General features: G+C 68.0%; 22 protein-coding genes. 16 read left to right on the forward strand and 6 right to left on the reverse strand.

From position 1 onward, the window contains the following. Positions 1–98 precede the first annotated feature (98 nt). Positions 99–572 carry an Rrf2 family transcriptional regulator gene (locus tag E8A12_RS18010; protein ID WP_293371370.1) on the reverse strand — a complete coding sequence of 158 codons (474 nt, stop codon included), beginning with the start codon at positions 570–572 and terminating at the stop codon, positions 99–101. 378 nt (positions 573–950) lie between these two features. Between E8A12_RS18010 and E8A12_RS18015 the strand changes: the two genes are divergently transcribed. The 3 genes from E8A12_RS18015 to E8A12_RS18025 all read left to right on the forward strand — a co-directional run bounded on the left by E8A12_RS18015 (position 951) and on the right by E8A12_RS18025 (position 5,427). Then, positions 951–3,278, forward strand: a complete 2,328-nt coding sequence (locus E8A12_RS18015; RefSeq protein ID WP_293371372.1) for a TonB-dependent receptor — start codon at positions 951–953, stop codon at positions 3,276–3,278. A gap of 22 nt (positions 3,279–3,300) precedes the next feature. Beyond that, positions 3,301–4,287, forward strand: coding sequence for an aldo/keto reductase (locus E8A12_RS18020; protein WP_293371374.1), 987 nt, complete (start codon positions 3,301–3,303; stop codon positions 4,285–4,287). Between the two features lie 447 nt (positions 4,288–4,734). Further along, positions 4,735–5,427, forward strand: a complete 693-nt coding sequence (locus tag E8A12_RS18025) for a hypothetical protein (protein ID WP_293371376.1) — start codon at positions 4,735–4,737, stop codon at positions 5,425–5,427. On the opposite strand, the gene E8A12_RS18030 is transcribed toward E8A12_RS18025, so the two are convergent. Then, entirely contained in the window at positions 5,424–6,284 is an 861-nt protein-coding gene (locus E8A12_RS18030) for a tetratricopeptide repeat protein (RefSeq protein WP_293371378.1), read from the reverse strand. The genes E8A12_RS18025 and E8A12_RS18030 overlap by 4 nt on opposite strands. Before the next feature lie 132 nt (positions 6,285–6,416). On the opposite strand from E8A12_RS18030, the gene E8A12_RS18035 reads away from it, so the two are divergent. Continuing rightward, entirely contained in the window at positions 6,417–8,915 is a 2,499-nt protein-coding gene (locus tag E8A12_RS18035; protein WP_293371380.1) for an ATP-binding protein, read from the forward strand. A gap of 12 nt (positions 8,916–8,927) precedes the next feature. Here E8A12_RS18035 and E8A12_RS18040 read toward each other — a convergent pair whose 3' ends face one another. Beyond that, positions 8,928–9,998 carry a hypothetical protein gene (locus E8A12_RS18040; protein WP_293371382.1) on the reverse strand — a complete coding sequence of 357 codons (1,071 nt, stop codon included), beginning with the start codon at positions 9,996–9,998 and terminating at the stop codon, positions 8,928–8,930. Positions 9,999–10,236: 238 nt separating this feature from the next. On the opposite strand from E8A12_RS18040, the gene E8A12_RS18045 reads away from it, so the two are divergent. The 12 genes from E8A12_RS18045 (at position 10,237) to der (ending at position 18,674) form a co-directional block, all read left to right on the forward strand. Continuing rightward, the gene (locus tag E8A12_RS18045; RefSeq protein WP_293371384.1) at positions 10,237–10,719 is read left to right on the forward strand and encodes a 2'-5' RNA ligase family protein; all 483 of its coding nucleotides are present in this window, start codon (positions 10,237–10,239) and stop codon (positions 10,717–10,719) included. A gap of 38 nt (positions 10,720–10,757) precedes the next feature. After that, positions 10,758–11,465, forward strand: a complete 708-nt coding sequence (locus tag E8A12_RS18050; protein WP_293371386.1) for a glutathione S-transferase N-terminal domain-containing protein — start codon at positions 10,758–10,760, stop codon at positions 11,463–11,465. Next, the gene (locus E8A12_RS18055) at positions 11,462–11,812 is read left to right on the forward strand and encodes an ArsC family reductase (protein ID WP_293371388.1); all 351 of its coding nucleotides are present in this window, start codon (positions 11,462–11,464) and stop codon (positions 11,810–11,812) included. The genes E8A12_RS18050 and E8A12_RS18055 overlap by 4 nt, the downstream gene beginning before the upstream one ends. Before the next feature lie 150 nt (positions 11,813–11,962). After that, positions 11,963–12,454: a hypothetical protein gene (locus tag E8A12_RS18060; RefSeq protein WP_293371390.1), complete on the forward strand. Its 492-nt coding sequence runs from the start codon at positions 11,963–11,965 to the stop codon at positions 12,452–12,454. 10 nt (positions 12,455–12,464) lie between these two features. Further along, positions 12,465–13,004, forward strand: coding sequence for an RNA polymerase sigma factor (locus tag E8A12_RS18065; protein ID WP_293371392.1), 540 nt, complete (start codon positions 12,465–12,467; stop codon positions 13,002–13,004). Beyond that, positions 12,991–13,302, forward strand: a complete 312-nt coding sequence (locus tag E8A12_RS18070; RefSeq protein WP_293371394.1) for a hypothetical protein — start codon at positions 12,991–12,993, stop codon at positions 13,300–13,302. Before E8A12_RS18065 ends, E8A12_RS18070 begins: the two co-directional genes overlap by 14 nt. A gap of 108 nt (positions 13,303–13,410) precedes the next feature. After that, entirely contained in the window at positions 13,411–13,794 is a 384-nt protein-coding gene (locus E8A12_RS18075; protein ID WP_293371396.1) for a DUF6249 domain-containing protein, read from the forward strand. A 28-nt stretch (positions 13,795–13,822) separates the two neighbouring features. Continuing rightward, complete coding sequence (locus tag E8A12_RS18080) at positions 13,823–14,407, forward strand: sigma-70 family RNA polymerase sigma factor (RefSeq protein WP_293371398.1); 585 nt, start codon at positions 13,823–13,825, stop codon at positions 14,405–14,407. Beyond that, positions 14,400–14,777, forward strand: a complete 378-nt coding sequence (locus E8A12_RS18085; RefSeq protein WP_293371399.1) for a hypothetical protein — start codon at positions 14,400–14,402, stop codon at positions 14,775–14,777. The genes E8A12_RS18080 and E8A12_RS18085 overlap by 8 nt, the downstream gene beginning before the upstream one ends. A gap of 123 nt (positions 14,778–14,900) precedes the next feature. After that, positions 14,901–15,680 (forward strand): tetratricopeptide repeat protein, encoded by a 780-nt coding sequence (locus E8A12_RS18090; protein WP_293371401.1) that lies wholly within the window; start codon positions 14,901–14,903, stop codon positions 15,678–15,680. Beyond that, positions 15,677–17,062 (forward strand): PQQ-like beta-propeller repeat protein, encoded by a 1,386-nt coding sequence (locus E8A12_RS18095; RefSeq protein ID WP_293371403.1) that lies wholly within the window; start codon positions 15,677–15,679, stop codon positions 17,060–17,062. The genes E8A12_RS18090 and E8A12_RS18095 overlap by 4 nt, the downstream gene beginning before the upstream one ends. Positions 17,063–17,084: 22 nt before the next feature. After that, positions 17,085–18,674: a ribosome biogenesis GTPase Der gene (gene der / locus E8A12_RS18100; RefSeq protein ID WP_293371405.1), complete on the forward strand. Its 1,590-nt coding sequence runs from the start codon at positions 17,085–17,087 to the stop codon at positions 18,672–18,674. On the opposite strand, the gene E8A12_RS18105 is transcribed toward der, so the two are convergent. The 3 genes from E8A12_RS18105 to E8A12_RS18115 form a co-directional block, all read right to left on the reverse strand. Further along, positions 18,622–19,374 carry an SDR family NAD(P)-dependent oxidoreductase gene (locus tag E8A12_RS18105; protein WP_293371407.1) on the reverse strand — a complete coding sequence of 251 codons (753 nt, stop codon included), beginning with the start codon at positions 19,372–19,374 and terminating at the stop codon, positions 18,622–18,624. The genes der and E8A12_RS18105 overlap by 53 nt on opposite strands. Positions 19,375–19,468: 94 nt before the next feature. After that, positions 19,469–20,494, reverse strand: a complete 1,026-nt coding sequence (locus E8A12_RS18110; RefSeq protein WP_293371409.1) for a bile acid:sodium symporter family protein — start codon at positions 20,492–20,494, stop codon at positions 19,469–19,471. After that, positions 20,491–21,293: amidophosphoribosyltransferase (locus tag E8A12_RS18115; RefSeq protein WP_293371411.1), on the reverse strand; the 803-nt coding region annotated here is incomplete at its 5' end. The genes E8A12_RS18110 and E8A12_RS18115, both read right to left, overlap by 4 nt.

The following is a 21,293-nucleotide window of genomic DNA, read 5'->3' on the forward strand; positions in this document are numbered from 1 at the left end:
CGTCGGCCAAGGGCGGCCGCGGCGTCGCTGGGATCAAAACCTATTCATGAGATATGGAATGGGGGAACGGACTTCTCATCGAAGCCTGCCCAGAATTTCTAAGCGGTGTCTGCGGAACCCGGATCGACGGGCTCGGCGTCGAGCAGCGCCCGGCTGGCCGGCGAGCCCGCGATGGCGTCGGCGAGTGTCGTGCGATCCAGGATTTCGGCGACCTGGTTGCGGACACTGGCCATCACCCGGCGCAAGGCGCAGGCCGCCTCGTCGACGCAGTCCTCGCAGCGCTTGTAGAAGTTGCGGCTGGCGCAGGGCAGGAGCGCCAGGGGGCCATCGGTCAAGCGGATGATCTCACCGAAGGTGATCAGGTCCGCAGGCTTTGCCAGGCGGTAGCCGCCGGACCAGCCTCGCGTGCTCTCCACCAGCTCGGCGCGGCGCAGTTCGGACATGATCGCTTCCAGGTACTTCCGCGGGATCTGTTCGCTCGCGGCGATCGCGGTCACGCCGCGCGGCTCACCGCCGCTGCGGCCGAGGTGGAGGAGCGCCTTCAAGGCGTAGCGGCCGCGCTGAGAGAGCATTCGAATCCGTCTGTCTGCCGCAAAATCGCGGCCCTAAGCCTATCGGCCCGGAAGCGGCGCAACAATCAACCGACGCCGTAGGCGTCGCGCGAGGCCATCCCGGCTGAAAAATTGGTGCGGTGCAGAAATTCTGCAAGGGCGACAAGAACGTCTTCCTTCAAATCCTATCCAATAGGTAGGAACTGAGCGGCCACCGCAGCCAAGGGGACAGGCTTGAACCACACCGCCGACCGACCTGCGGGCGCCTTTGGGGGACGATGTCGGCGCGCCCTTTAAGGCCCCCGCCCGCTCCCGTTTCGACACCTCCGACCTGCCGCCCTCGACGCCCGCCTGGCGCTGCGCGGCCGCATGTCTCCACGCCAAGACCACGGATGATCCATGACCAAGAGTCACGCCTTCAAGACGCTGCTGTTGTCCTCCCTCGCCTGGACGGCGCTCGCCGCCGGCGCAACGGCGGCGGAAGCGCCGCCGAACGCCGCTTCCGCCGCCGACGCGGCGCAGCCCGCAGCCGAGGATGGCTCGACGGTCAACGAGCTCCTCGTCACCGCCCGTCGCCAAGAGGAGCGCGCCATCGACGTGCCGATCGCGCTTTCAGCACTTTCCGGCGAGGCGCTCGAGAAGACCGGGACCTACACCCTGGCCGACGTCCAGAACCAGGTCCCCAGCATCGTCGCCTATGACTCCAACCCCCGGAATTCCTCGGTGGGCATACGCGGGATCGGCGTCTCCTCGGCCTCTGACGGCCTGGACACCTCGGTCGGCTTCTACGTGGACGGGGTCTATTTGGGGCGGCCGGGCATGGCGCTGGAGGACCTGATCGACGTGCAGAGCCTCGAGGTGCTGCGCGGGCCGCAAGGCACGCTCTTCGGCCGCAACACCTCCGCCGGGGTGATCAACATCACCACCAAGAAGCCCAGCTTCGACGTCGGCGCCGATCTGGAGGTCTCCGGCGGGAACTACAACTACAACCAAGTCCGCGCGAGCGTCACCGGACCGCTGGTGGACGGCCTGCTGGCCGGGCGGCTGACCGCCTTCGAGACCCATCGCGACGGTGTGCTCGACAACACCAAGACCGGGATCAAGGCCAACAGCGTGGGCCGCCAGGGCGTCCGCGGCCAACTGCTCTTTACCCCCACCTCGAAGCTGTCGGTGCGGGTGATCGCGGAATATTCCTCCGAGGACGACACCTGCTGCGTCAGCAGCCTCAAGACCGTGCTGCCGGCTTCGATCAGCGCGGCCACAGCCCATATGCTGGCGGCCTTCCAGGCTCTGGGGTACACGCCCGTGGCGTCGCTCAGCGCCACCCAGAACAACGCGCCGCAGAACATGCTGACCGATCAGCGTGGCCTCTCGGCGGAGGTGGACTACGACCTGGGTTGGGCGGACGCGGTCTCGATCACCGCCTGGAAGTACTGGCACTTCCATCCGTTGCAGGATTCCGACGGCACGCCCCTGGACATCATCCAGGTCAACGTCGCCCAGACCCATGACAATCAGTTGTCGCAGGAGTTCCGGCTGGCCTCCAAGCCTGGCCGGCTCGACTGGCAGGCCGGCGTCTACCTGTTCGATCAGCGGCTGAAGGACCACTTCATCCTCAACCAGTTCGGCTATGACGCCAGCGCCTTCTACACCGACTTCACCCGGCTCTCGAACCCGGCGGCGCCGGCGGTGGTGATCGCGCCGGGCTCGCAATACATCGGCGACACCTCGGCCCATACCCAGAGCGCTGCGGCCTTCGGCCAGGCCAATTTCCACATCACCCCGCAGATCACCGCCACCGGCGGCCTGCGCTACACCTACGACAAGCGCGACGGGACTTCCGACACTTCGACGATCGGCACGCCCTACGCCGCGACCTCGATCCCCTTCCACTACGACGTCACGGTCGAGGGCGGGCAGTGGTCCTATCTCGCCAGCCTTTCGGACAAGATCACCGACCACGCCCTGACCTACGTCTCCTATTCGACGGGCTACAAGGCCGCCGGGCTCAACCTGAACTCCGCCGTCACTGCAGGCTCGCCGCTCGTGCTGAACCCTGAGAAGGTCGACGACTGGGAGGTCGGCCTGAAATCGACCCTGCTGGACGCTCGCGCCTACGTGAATCTGGACGGGTTCTGGACGAGCCTGACCGGCTTGCAGGCCAACATCGTGCCGTCCAACGGCGCACGGTCCTACCTGGCCAACGTCGGCGACGTCCGCTCGCGAGGCGTGGAGCTCGATGCGGGCTGGGAGATCGTGGACGGCCTGCAGACCTCGCTCAACGGCTCCTACAATGATGTGCGCTACACCTCATACCCGAACGCCCCGTGCCCCGTGGGCGTCACCGGTATCTGCAACCTGACCGGGCAACCCGTCTACGAGGCGCCCAAGTGGATCTGGAACGCTCTCGTCCGCTACGAATGGAATTGGCGGGACGATCTGCGCCCCTACGTACAGGCGCAGGCGACCTACCGCTCCGGAGTGTTCGGCACTGTGGACGACAGCCCCTACGGATGGATCCCCGACTACAGCCTGGTGAACGCCCGGATCGGCGCAAAGTTTGGCCATGGCCGCTATGACGCCTCGTTGTGGGTCAACAATCTGACCGACAAGACCTACTTCCAGAACCTGAGCACCGCCTCCGTCGTGGGCGCCGCTGCGTTCGGGTTCGCCGGCCAACTCGGCACGCCGCGCACCTGGGGCGCGACGCTCCGGGCGCAGTTCTGAACGAGAGATTTTGGAGACCGACATGACGACCTCATCTCCCGACCACGTCCCGCTGGGCCCGCTTTCCGTTAGCCGCCAGGGCTTCGGCTGCATGGGCCTCTCCCATACCTACGGGCGGGCCGACGAGGCGGAATCCCTGGCCACCCTCGACCGCGCGGTCGAGCTCGGGATCAACGTCTTCGACACCGCCGATGTCTATGGCCTCGGACACAATGAAGAGCTGCTGGCCAAGGCGATCAAAGGCCGGCGTGACCGGCTGGTCATCGCCAGCAAGTTCGGCAACCGCCTCGACCGCGAGACCAGCGGCCGCGCCTTGGACGGCCGGCCCGACTACGCGCGCGCCGCGGTGGAGGCGAGCCTGCGCCGCCTCGGCGTGGACCACGTCGATCTCTATTACCTGCATCGCCTCGATCCGCAGACGCCGATCGAGGACACTGTGGGCGAACTTGCGCGCCTTAAGGCCGAGGGAAAAATCGGGGCCATCGGCCTGTCGGAGGTCGACGCCGCGATCTTGCGCCGCGCGCACGCGGTCCATCCGATCGCCGCGCTGCAGAGCGAGTATTCCCTATGGACCCGCGAGGTGGAGGCCGAGATCCTGCCCACCGCCCGGGAGCTGGGGATCGGCTTCGTGGCCTACAGTCCCCTGGGCCGCGGCTTCCTGGCCGGCGCCGAGCCGGTCGAGGCGAACGACCGCCGCCGGCTACATCCGCGTTTCCAGGCCGATGCGGTGGCCGCCAACGCCAAGCGCCGCGCGGTGGCTGAGGGCGTCGCCGAGCGTCTGGGCGTGACCGTCGCTCAGGTCAGCCTCGCCTGGGTGCTCTCGAAGGATGTCGTCCCGATTCCCGGAACCCGCCACATCGCACACCTGGAGGCGAACTGGGCGGCGGGTCGCCTCGTCCTGGATCCGACCGCCGTGGCCGCGCTCGAAGCCGCGTTCCCGGTGGGCTCGACCGTTGGCGCGCGCTATCCTGCCGGCTCGCCGCCGGTGCCGGGCCTGCAGCCCGCCTGAGCCGGGGCGCCAGCCCGTTGGAGCGGCAAGATCTTGGGCGGTCGGACCCGTCCCGACCAGCCGACCATCGCTGTGGCATGGACCCTGCCGGCTCCACCATGACGCGCGGCGATGCTCGTCAAGCCAATGAGGGATTGAACGGACGCGCAGCGGGTCTGAGCCAGTTGGTGCATTTGGCCCGCTGATCGGCGTGAGGATTTCTCGCCAGGCGGGTATTGGAAGCCTGGGTACGCCGCCGCCTCGGCGCCGAGAATCCTGCGACATCGGACCCGAATATCGGCAGCCGGGCAAAGAAGCGGACATATTCCAGAAACGAGACGGGTCGTTCTTGACAGTTGGCGGCGATTCGAAGGGTTGGTAGGCTCTCTCCTGCACGACCCTGGGTTTCGTTCGCGGTTGAGCGCGCAGTAACGGCTGGCAGGCGTGACGTCCGAATCCGAAGGTCAAATGACGCTGACGTTCCGGTGCCCGCCGGAGCTTGAGGGGCGTCTCCCGCCGCCGACGCCGGCGGCGCTCGGCCTGCCGGATTGGCTGAAGACCATGCCGGCGCAGGCGTTCAGCGCGCTGGTGTCCGCCGACGTGGACACGGTCAAGCGTTGCCCGCCCTTCATCGACGCCATGACCAGCGGTTTCCTGATCCCGCTGATCTGCGACGTGAAGGTCGAGAACGGCGAATTCACCTGGGACAGCGACCTGCCGCCGGGCGGCGCGGTCAGCTTCGCGCGCTCGCCGATCGGCATCCACGACGCGGTGCAGATCACCGGCACGCCGCTGTTCGACGCCGATCGGTTCCTGATCAAGTTCCACAGTTTCTGGACCATCGAGGCGCCTCAGGGCTATTCGCTGCTGTTCACCCATCCGGCCAACCGGTTCGACCTGCCGTTCACGACGCTCACCGGCCTGGTCGACAGCGACCGCTATAGCGACGGATGGATCAACTTCCCGGCCCATTGGCATGATGTGAACTTCAGCGGCGTGCTGCCGAAGGGCACGCCGATCGCGCAGTGCTTCCCGGTGAGGCGCGAAACCTGGACGGTGCGCACCGCGACCTTCACCGATGAGGAGGCCGAAAGGACCCAGAGCCTCCTGGTCGCCATCGACCGCGAAAAAGGCGTCTACCGGCGGCGGTTCCGGGCCTAGGAAACGCCAGGCGGCGCCTCGCCCAGGAACCTTGCCGCGGCGCTCGGGCGCAGGAAGAACCGGCCGTGCGGCGTGGCGGCCAGTGCGGCTATCGCCATCCCGGTCACTGGCGCGCCGCGGCGTGTCGCGGCTCGCAAGGTCGCCTCGCCCTCGGCGCGTTCGCCCATTTCCAGCAGACATTTGCCAAGGCTGATCCGCGTCATCGCGTCCTCGGGCCGCATCTCAAGCGCTTGCCGGTAGAGGTCGGCCGCCCCGGCGTAGTCGCCGTCCAGGGTCATCACGTTGGCCAGCGCGACCCGGGCGTCATACCGCTCCGGCGCGGCCGCACGCACCCGCTGGAAAAGCGTCCGCGCGGCTGCGCGGTGGTTCCGGTTCAGGTGCAGATAGCCCAGCGCCATGTGCAGCACGGGGGCGTCGGGCGCCAGGGCAAGTCCCGCCTCGAACACCGCAAGCGCCTCATCGAAGCGCCCGAGCTTGCCGAGCTCGTCGCCGAGTTCGACGAACGCGAGCGGGTAGGGCGGTCGGTGGTGCGTCGTCTGGCGCAGCTGGTCCAAGGCTTCGGCGCCTCGCCCGGCCTCGGCCAGGGCCCTTCCGAGCAGGGTTTCAATGGCCGGATCCCGGCTGCGCCGCGCGGCCCTCTGCAAGGGTGCGATCGCCTCGGCGGGGCGGCTTTGCAACAGGACCGCCTGGCCGAACAGCTTCGCGGCGGGGACGTTGCCCGGGTTCGACTTCAGCACGTTCCCGGCGAGGCGCTCGGCTTCGTCGAAACGCTGCATGCGCAGCGCAAGCTCCGCGCGTTCCAGCGCTTCCTGGATGGTGCTCGGCCGGTCGTGGCGTGGCGGAACAGGCTGCGGCACCGGTCTTAAGTCCGGAACAGGTCTGCGCCGCCCAGATGCGCCGAACCGCCGCGGGGCTTCGTCCGACGGCAAAGCCTTCCGTAAGCATTTGTTGCTATTCGGGCCCGGCGGAAATGAGAACGGTTCAGAGGCATGCGATTCCGATCAATCAGCACCAGGCTGTTGGCTGGCCTCATCGTCAGCATGACGGTGCTTCTGCTTGTCGATACGGTCGTGACCTATTCGTCCTACCGGCGGCAGGTCGAGAAGCACCGGATCGATGACCTTGCGCTCTATGTGAAGGAGCGCACCCGCACCGAGCAAGACCTTTTCGACACCCTGCGCGCCAAGCAGAGCGCCGCCACCGACGCCCTGCGGCGCAGACTGCAGCTGATGCCGCCAGGGTCGGCCGTCGACCGGCAGTTCGACGCCTGGTTTCCGGAGAAGGGCGACGGAACCCGCCGTAGCCGCGACAGCCTGTACGACGGCGAGCGCACCGCCAACGGCGATGCGATCTATGGGGTCGGCGCCTACATCGGTCATGCCGACGACCTGACGCCGGCGGAACGTCGGGTGATAATGGCGGCGGCCCTGGTGGTCGACCGCGTGGGCGAGTCCGACCTCGCCAAGTTCGAGAACTTCTTTTTCCTGTCGCCGAAGGATCGTCTGATCGTCTTTGCGCCGAACCGCGCGGAGCGGCTGACCTTCTTCCGGAAGACCGCCCCGGCCGGCGTCGATTTCGACCGCACCGACCAAGGCTCCTATCCGCTGCCGCAGAACGACCCGAGCGGGCGGATGCGGTGCACGCCATTGTCGCCCCTTTTGCAGGACACGACCCAACGGACCCTGATCAGCGGCTGCGTCAGCCCGATTTACATCGACGGGCGCTATGTCGGCGCCTGGGGCACCACCGTGATGGCCGGCTCCTACCTGACCCAGGTCCTGCGTGACACCCCGCCAGGCGCCACCAGCCTGATCGCCTCCGACCAGGGCGAACTCGTCGCGTTCCCGGGATTCACCAACCCGCAGGCCCTCAACCGAAAGGCTGTGTCGGCCCTGGAACAGTCCTATGGCGTGCCGGCGCTGGTCGCCCGGATCCGGGCGCAGGGAAAGGCGAGCGGCGTCGTCGACAGTCCGGATGGCAAGATGCTGGTCGCCTACGGCCATCTCGACGGTCCCTCCTGGCTGCTGCTGGTGACCTTCCCCAAGGCCAAGGCGCAGGCCGATCCCTGGTCGGCCCTGCTGCCGGATTTCCTGGGCAAGTTCCTGGTGATCGCGATTGGAGCAGCGATCCTGTTCTGGATGGTCCGCCGCCAGGTGATCAGGCCTCTGCAGGCGCTCGGCGACCCGGGCGCCGCCGGCGCCGGGGCCCTGGCCGCCCGGGACGATGAGATCGGCCATCTGGCCCGCACCCTTCGCGACGAGCGTGCCCGCGGCGACGAGATCCTGGCCGACCTCGAGCAGCGGGTCGGAGCCCGCACCGCGGAACTGGAACGCGCCAACGCCGCCAAGACCGACTTCCTGGCCAATATGAGCCACGAGCTGAGGACGCCGCTGAACGGGGTGATCGCGCTCTCCAGCGTGCTTGCCAAGGAACAGACGACGGAGCGCGGACGCCAGACCGCCGACCTGGTCGTGGCCTCGGGGCGGCTGCTGGAGCAGGTGCTGACCGACATCCTGGACATCAGCCGGATCGAGGCCGGCCAGCTGCCCATCACGCCCGCGCCCTTCGACCTCGCCGACTGCGTCGCCACCATCGCGGCCCTGCACCGGGCCAGCGCCGAGGCCAAGGGCCTGGACTTCGAAGTCATCGTGGCCCCGAACGTGAAGGGCTGGCGCCTGGGCGACGACGTCCGCGTCACCCAGATCCTCTCGAACCTGCTGTCAAACGCCGTGAAGTTCACCGCGGCGGGCAAGGTCTCCCTCGACGTGCGCGGTCGCGGCAAGGCGGTGGCCTTCACGGTTAGCGACACAGGCGTGGGCTTCTCGCCGGAGTTCCACGAGCGGCTGTTCAACCGCTTCCAGCAGGCCGACGGCTCCATCACGCGCCGGTTTGGCGGTTCAGGCCTCGGGCTGGCGATTTCGGCGTCCCTGGCCGCGCTGATGGGCGGATCGCTGAAAGCCGTGTCGCGGCCCGGCGAGGGCTCGGCGTTCACGGTGATCCTTCCGCTTGCGGCCACCGCCGCGCCTGTGGCCGAGCCCTCGACCGAACAGGCCGTCGGCGACATCGCCGGGATGCGCGTCCTGGTGGCCGAGGACCACCCCACCAACCGCCAGGTGGTGGCCCTCATCCTGGAGCCGTTCGGGGTGGAGCTGACGATGGTGGAAAACGGCCGACAGGCCGTCGAGGCCATGGCCGCCGACGCCTACGACCTGATCCTGATGGATATCCAGATGCCGGTGCTCGACGGGCTGAGCGCTGCGCGGGAAATCCGGGCGCTCGAGGCGGCTCACGGCTGGGCGCGAACGCCCATCATTGCGCTTTCCGCCAACGCCCTTCCCGAGCACATCGCCGAGGCCCGGGCCGCAGGCATGGACGACCATCTGGCCAAGCCGATGCGTCCTGACGCGCTGATCCGGCTGCTGGCGACGGCGGGTCAGGCGACCCCTCTGGCCGCGACGGAATCCTCGGCCGCCTCGACGGGGTCCTGAGGTCGACGCGGCTCAGTCGCCGCCTTCTTCCTTCACCTGGCCGCGATTGCCCTCGACCGGCCGGCCTTCCTTCTCCGCCTGACGCGCGCCGGCGAGGATGCCGGTCATGGCGTAGTTCCCCTCGTGGCAGGCGTATTCGTAGATCCTGTCCCTGGTGAAGTTCAGCGCTTCCTCGCCCTTCACGGGCGCCGAGAAGGCGGCAGGGTCGACCACCTCGAACTGGTAGAGGATTTGCTGCGGCGAGACGCGGGTGAAGCGCTCGATCACCTTCATGTTGTCCTCCGGCCCGCGCAGGCCCTGTTCGCGGCGCAGATTGGCGGTCTCGACCACCAGGGTGTCCCCCTCCCAGTGGCCGATCGAGTCGCCCATCCAGGTGCGGACCTCCGGCGACGGATGGACGCCGCCGATCCGGACGATGCGGGCGTCGTGGATCATCTCGACAAGGATCACGACGGCGTCCTTGGTTTGCTGGATCTGGTAGTGGTTGTTGTAGAGCACCGGCATCATCGGCGGACCCGAGGTGCCACCAAAGCCGACGATGCAGCGTTCGCCGAGCGCGCGGTTCTCCGGGTTATCGAAATTCCCGCCCAACTGCGCGCGGGCGCGCGCGGCGGGAACGCTGGGACGGCCCGGTAGCCGGCCGTTCGCCGGCGACGTCAGGATCGAAGTGCGGGCCTCGCCGCCGATTCGCACGAGCCGCGTGCCGGGGTCGGTCCAGAAGGCGTTGTAGCCGCAGGCCGCGCCTTGCGCGCCGCTCTGGCATTCCGGCAGCTTGTCCGGATCCTTGATCGTGGTGTCTGTGTTGGCGCGCAGGCGGGCGTTGCGCTGATCGCTGGCGCCCTCGATGGTCGCCGCCTCGGCCGGCGTCAGGATCAGCCGTTCGCCGTACTTCGGGTCTCGTTCCAGCCGGGTGATGGTGGCGTTGCTCCAGACCCCGGAGATGTCGGGCTGGCCCGAGGCGTTGTGCGGCGCCCTATAGCCCTTAGCCACCGCGGCCGGGTCGGTCTGCGCCCTGGCCGGCCCGGTGGCGCCGAGGGCCAGCGCGGAGGTCGCCAGGGCGAAGGCCAGAAGCCGGCTGTTCATTGCGATCATCCTCACTAGGGCCGGCGCTCTGATGGCGGCGTGCGCCGGGTAGGGGAGGCCGACTGCCCTGTGAGGTCAAGCCCATAGGCGCCGGCGCCTATCGCTTGGCTCCCCGCGCGGCTCGCGATCCTGTAGACGTGCGGCGCAGGCGCGATGGGGCGCCGAACTGGAGTGCGCCGTCTCGCCGGAACATCGGGTCTTCTTTGCGCTGCAGCCGGACGCCGAGGCGGCCGAGGCCATGGTTCGACTGGCGTCTGACCTGCGTCAGAGGCATGGGCTGAAGGGTCGCCCGACATCAGCGGCTCGCCTGAACCTGTCGCTGAACTTCGTCGGGACGTTCCGCGGTCCGCCGACCCGGGCCGTCATGGAGAAGGCGATCGCCCTTGCCGACAAGGTCGTGGCCGCGCCATTCCAGGTGACGCTGAACCACGTGCAAAGCTGGAACGACGATCCTCATCCCTTGGTCCTGCTGGGAGAGGAGGGTGTGATCGGGGTTCAGTTGCTGAACGCCTCGCTCCACAAGGCGCTTGCGTCCGGCAACATGGCGCCGCGCCGCGAGCCGGAATTCCTGCCGCACGTGAGCTTGCTCCGGGACAAGCGGGACCTTGCCCAGGCTTTCGTCGAGCCGATCGGCTGGCGGGCGCGCGAATTCGTGCTGCTGGACAGCCCCGATGGCGACGTACGCCTTGAGGTCCTGGGGCGTTGGCCGCTTGTGGCCTGAGCTTCCGAACCTATGTTTCGCGCTCGCTGGAGCCTTTCATGTCCGACCTCGCCGCCTTCCCGATCGCCCGGCGATGGCCCGCACAGCATCCCGAGCGCCTGCAGCTCTATTCGCTGCCGACGCCCAACGGCGTGAAAGTGTCGATCATGCTGGAGGAGATCGGGCTGCCGTACGAGCCGCACCTGGTCGACATCGGCAAGAACGAGAGCCAGACGCCGGAATTCCTGTCGCTCAATCCCAACGGCAAGATCCCGGCGATCATCGATCCGGACGGGCCGGACGGGGAGCCCATGGGCCTCTTCGAATCCGGCGCGATCCTGGTCTATCTGGCGGAGAAGACCGGCAAGCTGCTGCCCGCCGACCCGGCCAGGCGTTACGAGACCCTGGCCTGGGTGTTCTGGCAGATGGGCGGTCCCGGCCCGATGTTCGGGCAGGTTGGCTTCTTCCACAAATTCGCGGGCCGCGACTACGAGGACAAGCGCCCTCGCGACCGCTACGCCGCGGAGTCCAAGCGCCTGCTGGGTGTGCTGGAGGGCCGCCTGGAAGGTCGGCAATGGATCATGGGCGACGACTACACCATCGCCGACATCGCCATGCTGGGGTGGGTCCGCAACCTGGTCGGGTTCTATGAGGCCGGCGGGTTGGTCGACTACGCGCGCCTGAAGAACGTCCCGGCCTGGCTGGAGCGCGGCCTGGCGCGGCCGGCGGTGCAGCGCGGCCTCACCATCCCGGCCCGTCCGCAATGAGCCGCCGCACGATCTACGGCATCAAGGCCTGCGACACGATGCAGAAGGCCCGTGCTTGGCTGGCCGATCACGGCGTCGACTATGCCTTCCACGACTATAAGGCGGTCGGGATCGATCCCGCTCGGCTGGAGGGCTGGGTCAAGGCGGTGGGCTGGGAGGTGCTGCTCAACCGATCGGGCACGACCTTCCGCAAGCTGCCGGACGCGGACAAGGCCGACCTGACCGAGGCCAAGGCGATCGGCCTGATGCTGGCTCAACCCTCGATGATCAAGCGCCCCGTGCTGGAGACCGATGGCGGCCTGATCGTCGGGTTCAAGCCGGAGACCTACGCCGCGCGCCTGGGGTAGGTGCGCCCCGAGGCCGCCGCCGTCGTGGCTGACGCGCACGTAAGGGGGTAGGCTCGATCCTGCATCCGATCGCGGGATTGGCGGCGACTATCAGGCAAAGGGCGGACCGCGCAGGGTTTGGACCGCCACAAGATCAAGGGGCGAAAGCTCATGGAAGAGTTCTTCCGCGACTATTGGTGGCTGCTCTTTCCGATCGGCGCCTTCGTCTTCGGCGCTTGGGACCGCTGGCTCGCCTATAAGCGCAGTCGCGATCACCTGGATCTGCTGAAGCATTACGCCGAACAGGGCAAGGAACCGCCGCCGGAGCTGGTGCGCGGGGTCGGCGGCGACATGAACGGCGAGGCGCCCGGCGGCTACGGTCCGGGCGGCCCCGGCGGGCCATATGGGCCCTATGGCTACGGCTGGGGCGGCCCGCGCTACATGCGCCGGATGTACCGCAACTACTATCGCTACGGACCCTATTGGCAGTGGCGTCGCGTGCTCGTCACCGGCGCGGTCGCCGCGGGCTTTTGGTGGGCCGCCCAATGGGCCGATTGGCCGGGCGCCGATGGCGCTTTCCACATCGTGGCGATCATCATGACCATCATCACCATCGCCAATCTGGTGTTCGCCCTGATGGCCTGGAATTTCCGGGACAAGTGAGTCGACCCTGATGTCACCGGCGAGCCTCGATGAAGCGCTGGTCGCCGCCGCCCAAGGCGGTTCGGCAGAGGCCTTCTCGCGGCTGGTCGAGCGGCACCAGCAGGCTGTCCGCGCCTTCCTGCGGCGGGCCTGCGGCGACTGGTCCGCGGCCGACGACCTGGCGCAGGAGACCTTCCTGGCGGCCTGGTCGCGGATCGGGCGGCTGAAAGCCGGCGCCAGCGTACGCGCCTGGCTCTGCGGCATCGGCTACAACAAGCACCTGACCGCGGTGCGCTCGGCAAGCCGCGAACGGGCGCGGGGGCAGGCCTACGAAGACGACCGCGAGGTGACTCTGGACGCGCCAGCTGAGGACAAGATCGCCCTTGAGAAGGCCATGGCCGAACTGCCGGCGGAACAACGGGCCTGCGTGGCGCTTTGCCTTGCGGCCGACTTCAGCCACGCGGAGGCCGCCGAAGCCCTCGACATGCCGCTGGGAACTGTGAAAAGCCATATATCGCGGGGCCGTGCGCGGCTCCTGCTAGCGTTGGGAGTGTGTGATGACGCAAGCTGACGACCGCCTGAAGGTCCTTTTCGCCCAGGACGAGCCTCCCGCCCGCGACGCCGCCTTCTCGACCGCGGTGATGGAGCAGGTCATGCGCCGCCGTTTCCGCGAGGACGTGGCCGTGCTGTCTGGTGTCAGCGTCGTGGGCGCAGGCGCCATGTGGTTCGTCTGGCCGACGCTGCAGACGGCGCTTGTGGCGGTCTCGCAGGGCCTAGCGCCGGCGCTGGGGGCGGTCGTTTTGGCGTTCTGCGCGACCATGATCCTCAGCGGCGGCCGCCCGGCCGCGGCGCTAGGCCTTGGATCATGACCAAGGTTTCACGTTACAACTTGCATCCGAAGGCCCCCGCCTAGGTCTCTTTCCCCACGAGAGACAGGCCGGATCGGTCCGTCGCAAGGGACAACAGAGAGACCTGATATGGAAGCCATTCTCATCATCGGAATCATCTTCGGATCGATTACCGTCGTCATCGTCGTGCCGTTCTGGCTGCGCTCCCAGGAGCGCATGCGGGTCCAGGAGACCCTGCGGGCGGCCATCGAGAGCGGTCAGGCGATGCCGACCGAGGTCATGGAAAACGCCGCCCGCAACATCAATTTGCGGCCGCAGCCTTCGGCGAGCCGAGACCTGAGGACCGGCATCATCTGGCTCGGCGTCGGCCTGGGCTTCGTCGCCATGGGGATTGCGCTTGGCTATGAGGAGCCGGAATCCACCATTCCCATGATCGCCGTCGCGGCGTTCCCCGTCTTCATCGGCCTGGCGTTCATCGCGCTGGCCCTGATCAACCGCACCACCAAGAGCTAGGCGCTGGCTTAGCCGGGGGAGCAGCCCAATGCCGGGCGCAAGACATTCCAGGTTCGCCAGTTCGCACGACGTGGAGCTTTGCGGCTTCGCGGCGACCGGGGAACGGCGCGCCTTCGGGGAACTGGTGCGGCGTCACGGATCGGCCGTGCGCGGCGTGCTTCGCCGGATGGGCGCGCAAGGCGCAGAGGCCGACGATGTGGCCCAGGACGCCTTCCTCACTGCTTTCGAGCGGATCGCGGAATTCCGCGGGGAAGGGACCTTCGCCGCCTGGGTGAAGAAGATCGCGGCCCGGATCTATCTGCGCCGCCTGCAACGCGACCGGCGGCTCAGTTCGATGACCGCCGAGGCGATCGAAGACGAACCTGAGGTCCCGCGCGGCGACGCCGACGCGAACATCGACCTCGAAGAGGCGCTGAAGGCGCTGAGCGAGGCGGAACGCCTTTGCGTCAGCATGTGCTTTGGCGCCGGACTTTCTCACACGGAGGCGGCTGAGGCCTTGAACCTGCCACTCGGAACGGTCAAATCCCATGTCAAACGTGGTCTGGAAAAACTCAGAACGCGACTGGCGCCGGACGACGGCGTCGTTCTTGAAGGGAGGCGTGGCAATGGCTGAGCTCGAATTCGAGCGGCGCCTTGAGCGTCTTTTCGCGGAGTCCCCTGAACTGGCGGACGCGGGCGCGTTTGCCGAGCGCGTGGAGCGCCGGCTGAACGCCGGCTGGACGGCGCGCCGCTGGTTGATCGGCGCGGCGGGCGTGGTCGGCGGCGTGATCGGCGCCAGCCAGCTGATGATGTCCGGCCTGTTCCAGCGGGTGGAGACGGCGGGCGATTCCGCGCGCTTCCTGTCCACCAGCCTCAATCATCTGTCGACCACCACCGACTGGATCACCGCCGTCTCAAGCGGCGGGGCAGTGGTGTGGGTGGCCGCCGGGCTGGCGGTGATCATGATGGGCTTCGTCCTGACCCGCGTGATCGGCGAAATCTGAACCTTGTCCGCGGCTTCGCAGCACGCCGTTGCATGCGTGGGCGGATCGGTTGCGGCGCGAGGCGGGGCGCTATAGGTTCCCGGCCTCTGAAACGCCGCCTGAAATTCTGTCCGGAGTCCCCGATTGACCGATCTGTTTGAAGAGGTCGAGGAGCAGCTACGCTCCGACCGCTACCGGACGCTTGCGCGCAGGGCCGCGCCGTGGGTGATCGCTGTCGCCGCCGCGGCGCTCGTCGCCACCCTCGCGGTGTGGGGTTGGAAGCAATACAACCAGCAGATCACCGACAAGGCTTCCGAGCAGTACTCCGCCGCCCTGACGGCCGCCGTTCAGGGCGACAGCGCTAAGGCCGAACAGATCTGGACCGAGGTCTCCAAGTCGCAAGCCAAGGCCTATCGCACCCTGGCGCTCATGCAGCTGGGCGGCGTCAAGCTCGCCGGCGGCAAGCCGGAAGACGTGAAGGCTGCGGTCGCCTTGTTCGACCAGGCCGCAAGCGGTGCGCCGGATGACATACTGGGGGATGCGGCGCGCCTCAAATCCGCCTTCGCCATACTCGACACCGCTCCTTTCGCGGAAGTGGAGGGGCGATTGGCGCCGCTGATGAAAGACGGGCATCCCTATCGGGTGCAGGCGCGTGAGGCCCTGGCCTTCGCTAAGCTGATGAAGGGGGACACCGCCGGCGCGAAGAGCGACTTCGTCGTGATCTCCCAATCCCTGGACGCGCCCGACGGCGCCCGCCAGCGGGCCAAGGCCGCCATGGACCTGATCGACACCGGCTCGGCCAAGGCCGTGCCGGCCACGGTGAAGGCCGCGCTGGCCATTCCACCGCCGATGCTGGTCGGCCCAGGCGGCCTGCCAATGGGTCTGGCTCCCCCGGAACAAGACCAGGCGTCCGGCCCGCAATGACATTCAGCCGCAAGATTTTGCCCACCGTCCTGCTGGTGGTGGCGCTAGGCGTGACCGGCTGTTCGACGGTCAGACGCATCAACCCCTTCCACGGCGCGGCGCCGAAGGAGACGGCCTCCGAGGGTGATCGCATCTCGATCCTCTCCGAGGACCAGAAGCTGGAGCCCGCCGAGGCCTTGAAGGGCGTCGACTTCGCCCTGCCGCCGGTGGAGACCGTGGCCGCCTGGCCGCTGCCGGGCGGCACGCCCGAGCAGTCCGTTGGCAACGCCAACGCCGCGCCGAACCTGGCGATCGCCTGGCGTAAGGGCATCGGTAAGGGCACCAAGGATGGCGAACTGATCATTGCGCCTCCGGTGGAAGCGGCCGGCAAGGTCTACACCATGGACGCCCAGGCCGAGGTCAGCGCCCACGACGCCCAGACCGGCGCCGAGATCTGGCGCATCAACATGCGGCCCAACGACAACAAGCGCGACCGCGAGGGCTTTGGCGGGGGCTTGGCCTTCGCCGACGGCAAGCTCTACGTGACGTCCGGCTTCCGCCTGGTGGCCCAGCTCGACGCGGCCACCGGCCGAGTCGGATGGCGCACCCGCACCGAGCAGCCGATCCACGGCGCGCCGAACGTGTTCGGCGGCCGGGTGATGACCGTGGCTCTGGACAACACCCTGCTGACCTTCGACGCCGCCACCGGCGCGCCAGGCTGGACCTACCAGGCCCTGTCGGAATCGGCGCGGATCCTGGCGGCCTCTAGCCCGGCGGTGGCCGGCGACACGGTGGTGGCTTCGTTCGGTTCGGGCGAACTGATCGCGCTGCGCGCCGCCAACGGCAACGACCTGTGGAACAACGCGCTTTCCCGCGCCAGCCGCACCAGCGCGCTGTCGGAAATCCGCGACATCCCGGGCCGCCCGGTGATCTACGGCGGCGACGTGTTCGCCGTCAGCCACTCCGGCGTGTTCGCCGCCACCGACCTGCGCACCGGCACGGCGCGCTGGAGCCTGCCGGTGGTGGGCATCACCTCGCCGCTGCCCGCGGGCGACGTGGTCTATGTGGAAGCGGTGGACGGCAAGCTGATCTGCGCGGCTCGCGAAAGCGGCCAGATCTACTGGGTCCACGACATGAACGCCGGCTATGTGATCAAGAAGAAGGGCGGTCTCTGGGGCATCGGGGCGCACGTGATCCCCAAGGCCATCTGGACCAATCCGATCCTGGTCAACAACCGGCTGATCATCGCCTCCTCCGATGGCGTCGTCGCCGCCGTGAACGCGAAAACCGGCGAGGTCGAGAAGAAGGTCATGGTCGGGGCGCCGGTGCTCATCGGCCCCATCGTCGCGGGCAATACGATCTATGTGGTCACCGACAGCGGCCAGCTGATCGCGCTGCGCTGACCAATAGGTCTATGCTGACGCCATGGCGCTGAAACTCGCGATCGTCGGGCGTCCCAACGTCGGCAAGTCCACGCTGTTCAATCGGCTGGCGGGGCGAAAGCTCGCCATCGTCGACGACCAGCCGGGCGTGACCCGCGACCGGCGCTTCGGCACCGGGCGCATCGGCGACCTGGACCTCGAGCTGATTGACACCGCCGGGTTCGAGGACCTGACGGACGACAGCCTCGAGGCGCGGATGCGCATCCAGACGGAACTGGCCATCGACGAGGCCGATGTAGCCCTGTTCGTCATCGACAGCCGCGACGGCGTGACCCCCATCGACGAGGTGTTCGCCGAGATCCTGCGCCGCCGTGACATGCCGGTGGTGCTGGCCGCCAACAAGGCCGAGGGCAGGGCGGGCGACCAGGGCATCCTTGAAGCGTTCGGCCTGGGCCTGGGCGAGCCGGTGCCGATCTCGGCCGAGCACGGCGAAGGCATGGCCGACCTCTACGCGGCGCTGATCGCGGTGGCTCCGGATCAGAGCGATCACGCGGACGAGGACGGCGACAAGGCGGTGAAGATCGCCATCGTCGGGCGGCCCAACGCCGGCAAGTCGACCCTGGTCAACAAGCTGATCGGCGAGGACCGGATGCTGGTGGGGCCCGAGGCCGGCATCACCCGCGACGCGATCCCCGTGGACTGGACGTGGGGCGACCGCGCGATCCGGCTGGTGGATACCGCCGGGCTTCGGCGCAAGGCGCGCGTGCAGGAGAAGCTGGAGAAGCTCTCCACCCACGACTCCATCCGCGCCATCACCTTCGCCGAAGTGGTGATCCTGGTGATGGACGCCACCCATCCCTTCGAGATCCAGGACCTGCAGATCGCCGATCTGGTCGAGCGCGAGGGACGCGGCCTCGTCTTCGTGCTGGCCAAGTGGGACCTGGTGGAGGACCCGCAAGCCCGGCTCGCGGCGTTCATCGAAGAAGCGCAGCGCCAGCTGCCGCAGGTGCGCGGGACACCGATCGTCGCGCTCTCCGCCGAGACCGGCCGGGGCCTGGAAAAGCTGATGCCCGCGGTCTTCCAGGTGCATGAGCACTGGTCGACCAAGGTGAAGACCCGAGACCTCAACGATTGGCTGCGCATGGCTGTCGAACGTCACCCGCCCCCGGCGGTGAACGGGCGGCGGATCAAGCCCAAGTACATGGCCCAGACCAAGTCGCGGCCGCCGACCTTCGTGCTGTTCGCCAGCCGCGCCGAGCAACTTCCGGAAAGCTACCGCCGCTACCTGATCAACTCGATCCGCGAGAGTTTCGAGCTGCCGGGCGTCCCGATCCGGGTGACGGTCAAGTCGAACAAGAACCCCTACGCCGAGGGCGAGGAGAAGTCGGGCCAGGGCTCGGCTCGCGCGCCCTTCGGCGAGTCGCTGCCGACGACAGGGCTCAAAGCCAAGACCCGCATCGCCGCCTCCGCCAAGGCCAAGGCCGGCGCGTCGGGCAAGCCGAAGCCCAAATCGCACGGCAAGCCGAAGCCCAAGGCCGGATCGCCGCGTGGGCGGACCGCGAAGCTCCTGCGGCCCGGCACTAAGCCGAAACGAGCCTCCCGCGGGCCTTCCACTCCGCGAAGACCACGTTAGCGGTCGGCAGCCCCAGGTCGGCCTGCGCCAGCTCCACGATCAAGGGACCGATCTCCTCCGGCGGCGTCACCGTCTCGGGGTCCTCGCCGGGCATGGCCTCGGCGCGCATCTTGGTGCGCATGGTGTTGGGGTCGAGCAGGACCGCGCGGACAGAAGTCTGCTCCAGTTCGTCGGCCCAGGTCCGCACCATGTGCTCCAGTCCGGCCTTGGTGATGCCGTAGGGCCCCCAGAAGGCCTTGGGACGCGCCGCGCGGCCGCTGGTGAGGAAGATGGCCCTTCCGGCCTCCGAGGCGCGCAGCAGGGGCTCCAGGCTGCGGATCAGGCGATAGGAGGCGGTCAGGTTGACGGCCATCACCTTGTCCCAGTGGTGGGGCTCCAGGTGGCTCACCGGCGTCATGGGTCCGAGGATCGCGGCGGCGTGGACCAGCACATCCAGGCGTCCGAACCGCTGGTGCAGCGCCAGACCCAGTTGGTCGAGCCCATTGCCCTCGGCGATGTCCAGTGGGACCAGCGTGGCGGGCTGGCCGGTGGCCCCGCGGATCTCGTCGTCGAGTTCGGTCAGGCCGCCCTCGGTGCGGGCCACGGCCACCACGTGGGCGCCGGCCTTGGCGAGCGCGAGGGCGGCGGCGCGGCCGATGCCGCGGCTGGCCCCGGTGACGAGGGCGATCTTGTCGGAGAGAGGAAGAGTGGAATCGGACATGGGCGGCTTCCTAGAGCGCGTCAGGGTGAAGTGGAAGCCGGTTCACCCGTCCGACGCGCTCTAAACTTTTAAAGATCGACCCTTCCTGTGCGGTTCAGGCGACACCTGAACCGGGAAGGGGCGAGCCGCTAACAGGCTCCAAGTCTGCCCGCTTTGCGTACTGCTGGGCGATCACCGCGCACGCCATGAGTTGGATCTGGTGGAACAGCATCAGCGGGAGCAGCGCCAGTCCGGCTGTGGCTGCGGGAAACAGCACGCCGGCCATGGGCACGCCGCTCGCCAGGCTTTTCTTCGACCCGCAGAATACGATGGCGATTTCGTCAGGCTTCGAGAAGCCCAGCGCACGGGCGGCGAAGTAGGTGGCGGCCAGGACCGCGGCCAGCAGGACAGCGCAGATGACCAGCAGTCGCACGAGGTCCAGCGCGCTGATCTGCGACCAGACGCCTTCCACCACGGCGCTGGAAAAGGCGGTGTAGACCACCAGCAGGATTGAACCGCGGTCAACGATCTGCACCACCTTGGCGTAGCGTGTGACCCAGCCGCCGATCCACTGGCGCGCCACCTGACCGGCCACGAAGGGCAACAGGAGCTGCGCGACGATCGACCAGGCCGAGCTGGGCGAAATCGCGCTCTTGGCGTGCATCAAGAGGCCCACCAGGATCGGGGTCAGCACGATGCCGAACAGGTTGGAGGCGGACGCTGCGGCCACGGCGGCGGCGACATTGCCTCGAGCGATCACTGTGAATCCGATGGACGATTGGATGGTCGAGGGCAGACAACCCAGGAAGACCACGCCGCCCGCCAGCGCCGAGGGCATGATCCAGGCGGGTAGGGCGGCCAGGCCAAGGCAGAGCAGCGGGAAGAGAGCGAAGGTCGCGGCCATCACCACCAGATGCAGCCGCCAGTGGGTCAGGCCGCCGACCACCGCTTCCCGCGACAGCCGGGCGCCATGCAGGAAGAACACCAGACCGATGGCGATCTTGGTCGCCCAGCCGAACGCGACCGCCGCCTCGCCCCGCGCCGGCAGGAACGAGGCTGCGACCACCATGGAAACGATCAGCAGGAGGTATTTGTCGACCTTCAGGCGGCTGAGAAGGCCGCCGGACTTGGCTTCGCTCACGCGTCGACCAGAAACGAGAGCTGTCGTTCGGAAAGCTCGTTGCGGCCCTCGGCGATCTCGCGGTCCAGCAGCCGCGTGGGATAATCGCCGGTGAAGTAGTGGTCGGTGAACTGCGGGCTGGCTGGATCCCGCGGGGCTGCGTCCATCGACCAGTAGAGGCCCTCGATAGAGAGGTAACCCATGGAGTCGACGCCGAGGATCTTGGCGATCTCCTCCACGGAGTGGTTGGCGGCGAGCAGCTTGTCGCGGTCGGGCATGTCGATGCCGTAGTAGTCTGGCCACATGATCGGTGGCGAGGCCGAGCGCAGATGCACCTCCGCGGCGCCGGCTTCGCGCACCATGCGCACGACGCGCACCGAGTTGGTGCCGCGCACGATCGAGTCGTCGACCAGGATCACCCGCTTGCCGGCCAGCACCGAACGGTTGGGCGACAGCTTCATCCGCACGCTGGACTCACGCGTCGCCTGGGTCGGCTGGATGAAGGAGCGACCGACATAGTGGTTGCGGATGATGCCCATCTCGAAGGGCAGGCCCGCCTCCTGGGCGAAGCCGAGCGCGGCAGGAACGCCCGAGTCCGGCACCGGCACCACCACGTCGGCGTCCACCAGGCTCTCCTGCGCCAGGCGGCGGCCCATGCGCTTGCGCACATCATAGACCGAGCGGCCGTTCACGACGGAATCGGGGCGAGCAAAATAGACATATTCGAAGATGCACGGGCGGGCCTGCTTGGCCGGGAAAGGCTTCAGGCTGGTGACCCCGTCGGCGTCGATCACCACCATTTCGCCGTGCTCGACGTCGC

The organism is Phenylobacterium sp. (assembly GCF_004799395.1).
Taxonomy (GTDB): domain Bacteria; phylum Pseudomonadota; class Alphaproteobacteria; order Caulobacterales; family Caulobacteraceae; genus Phenylobacterium.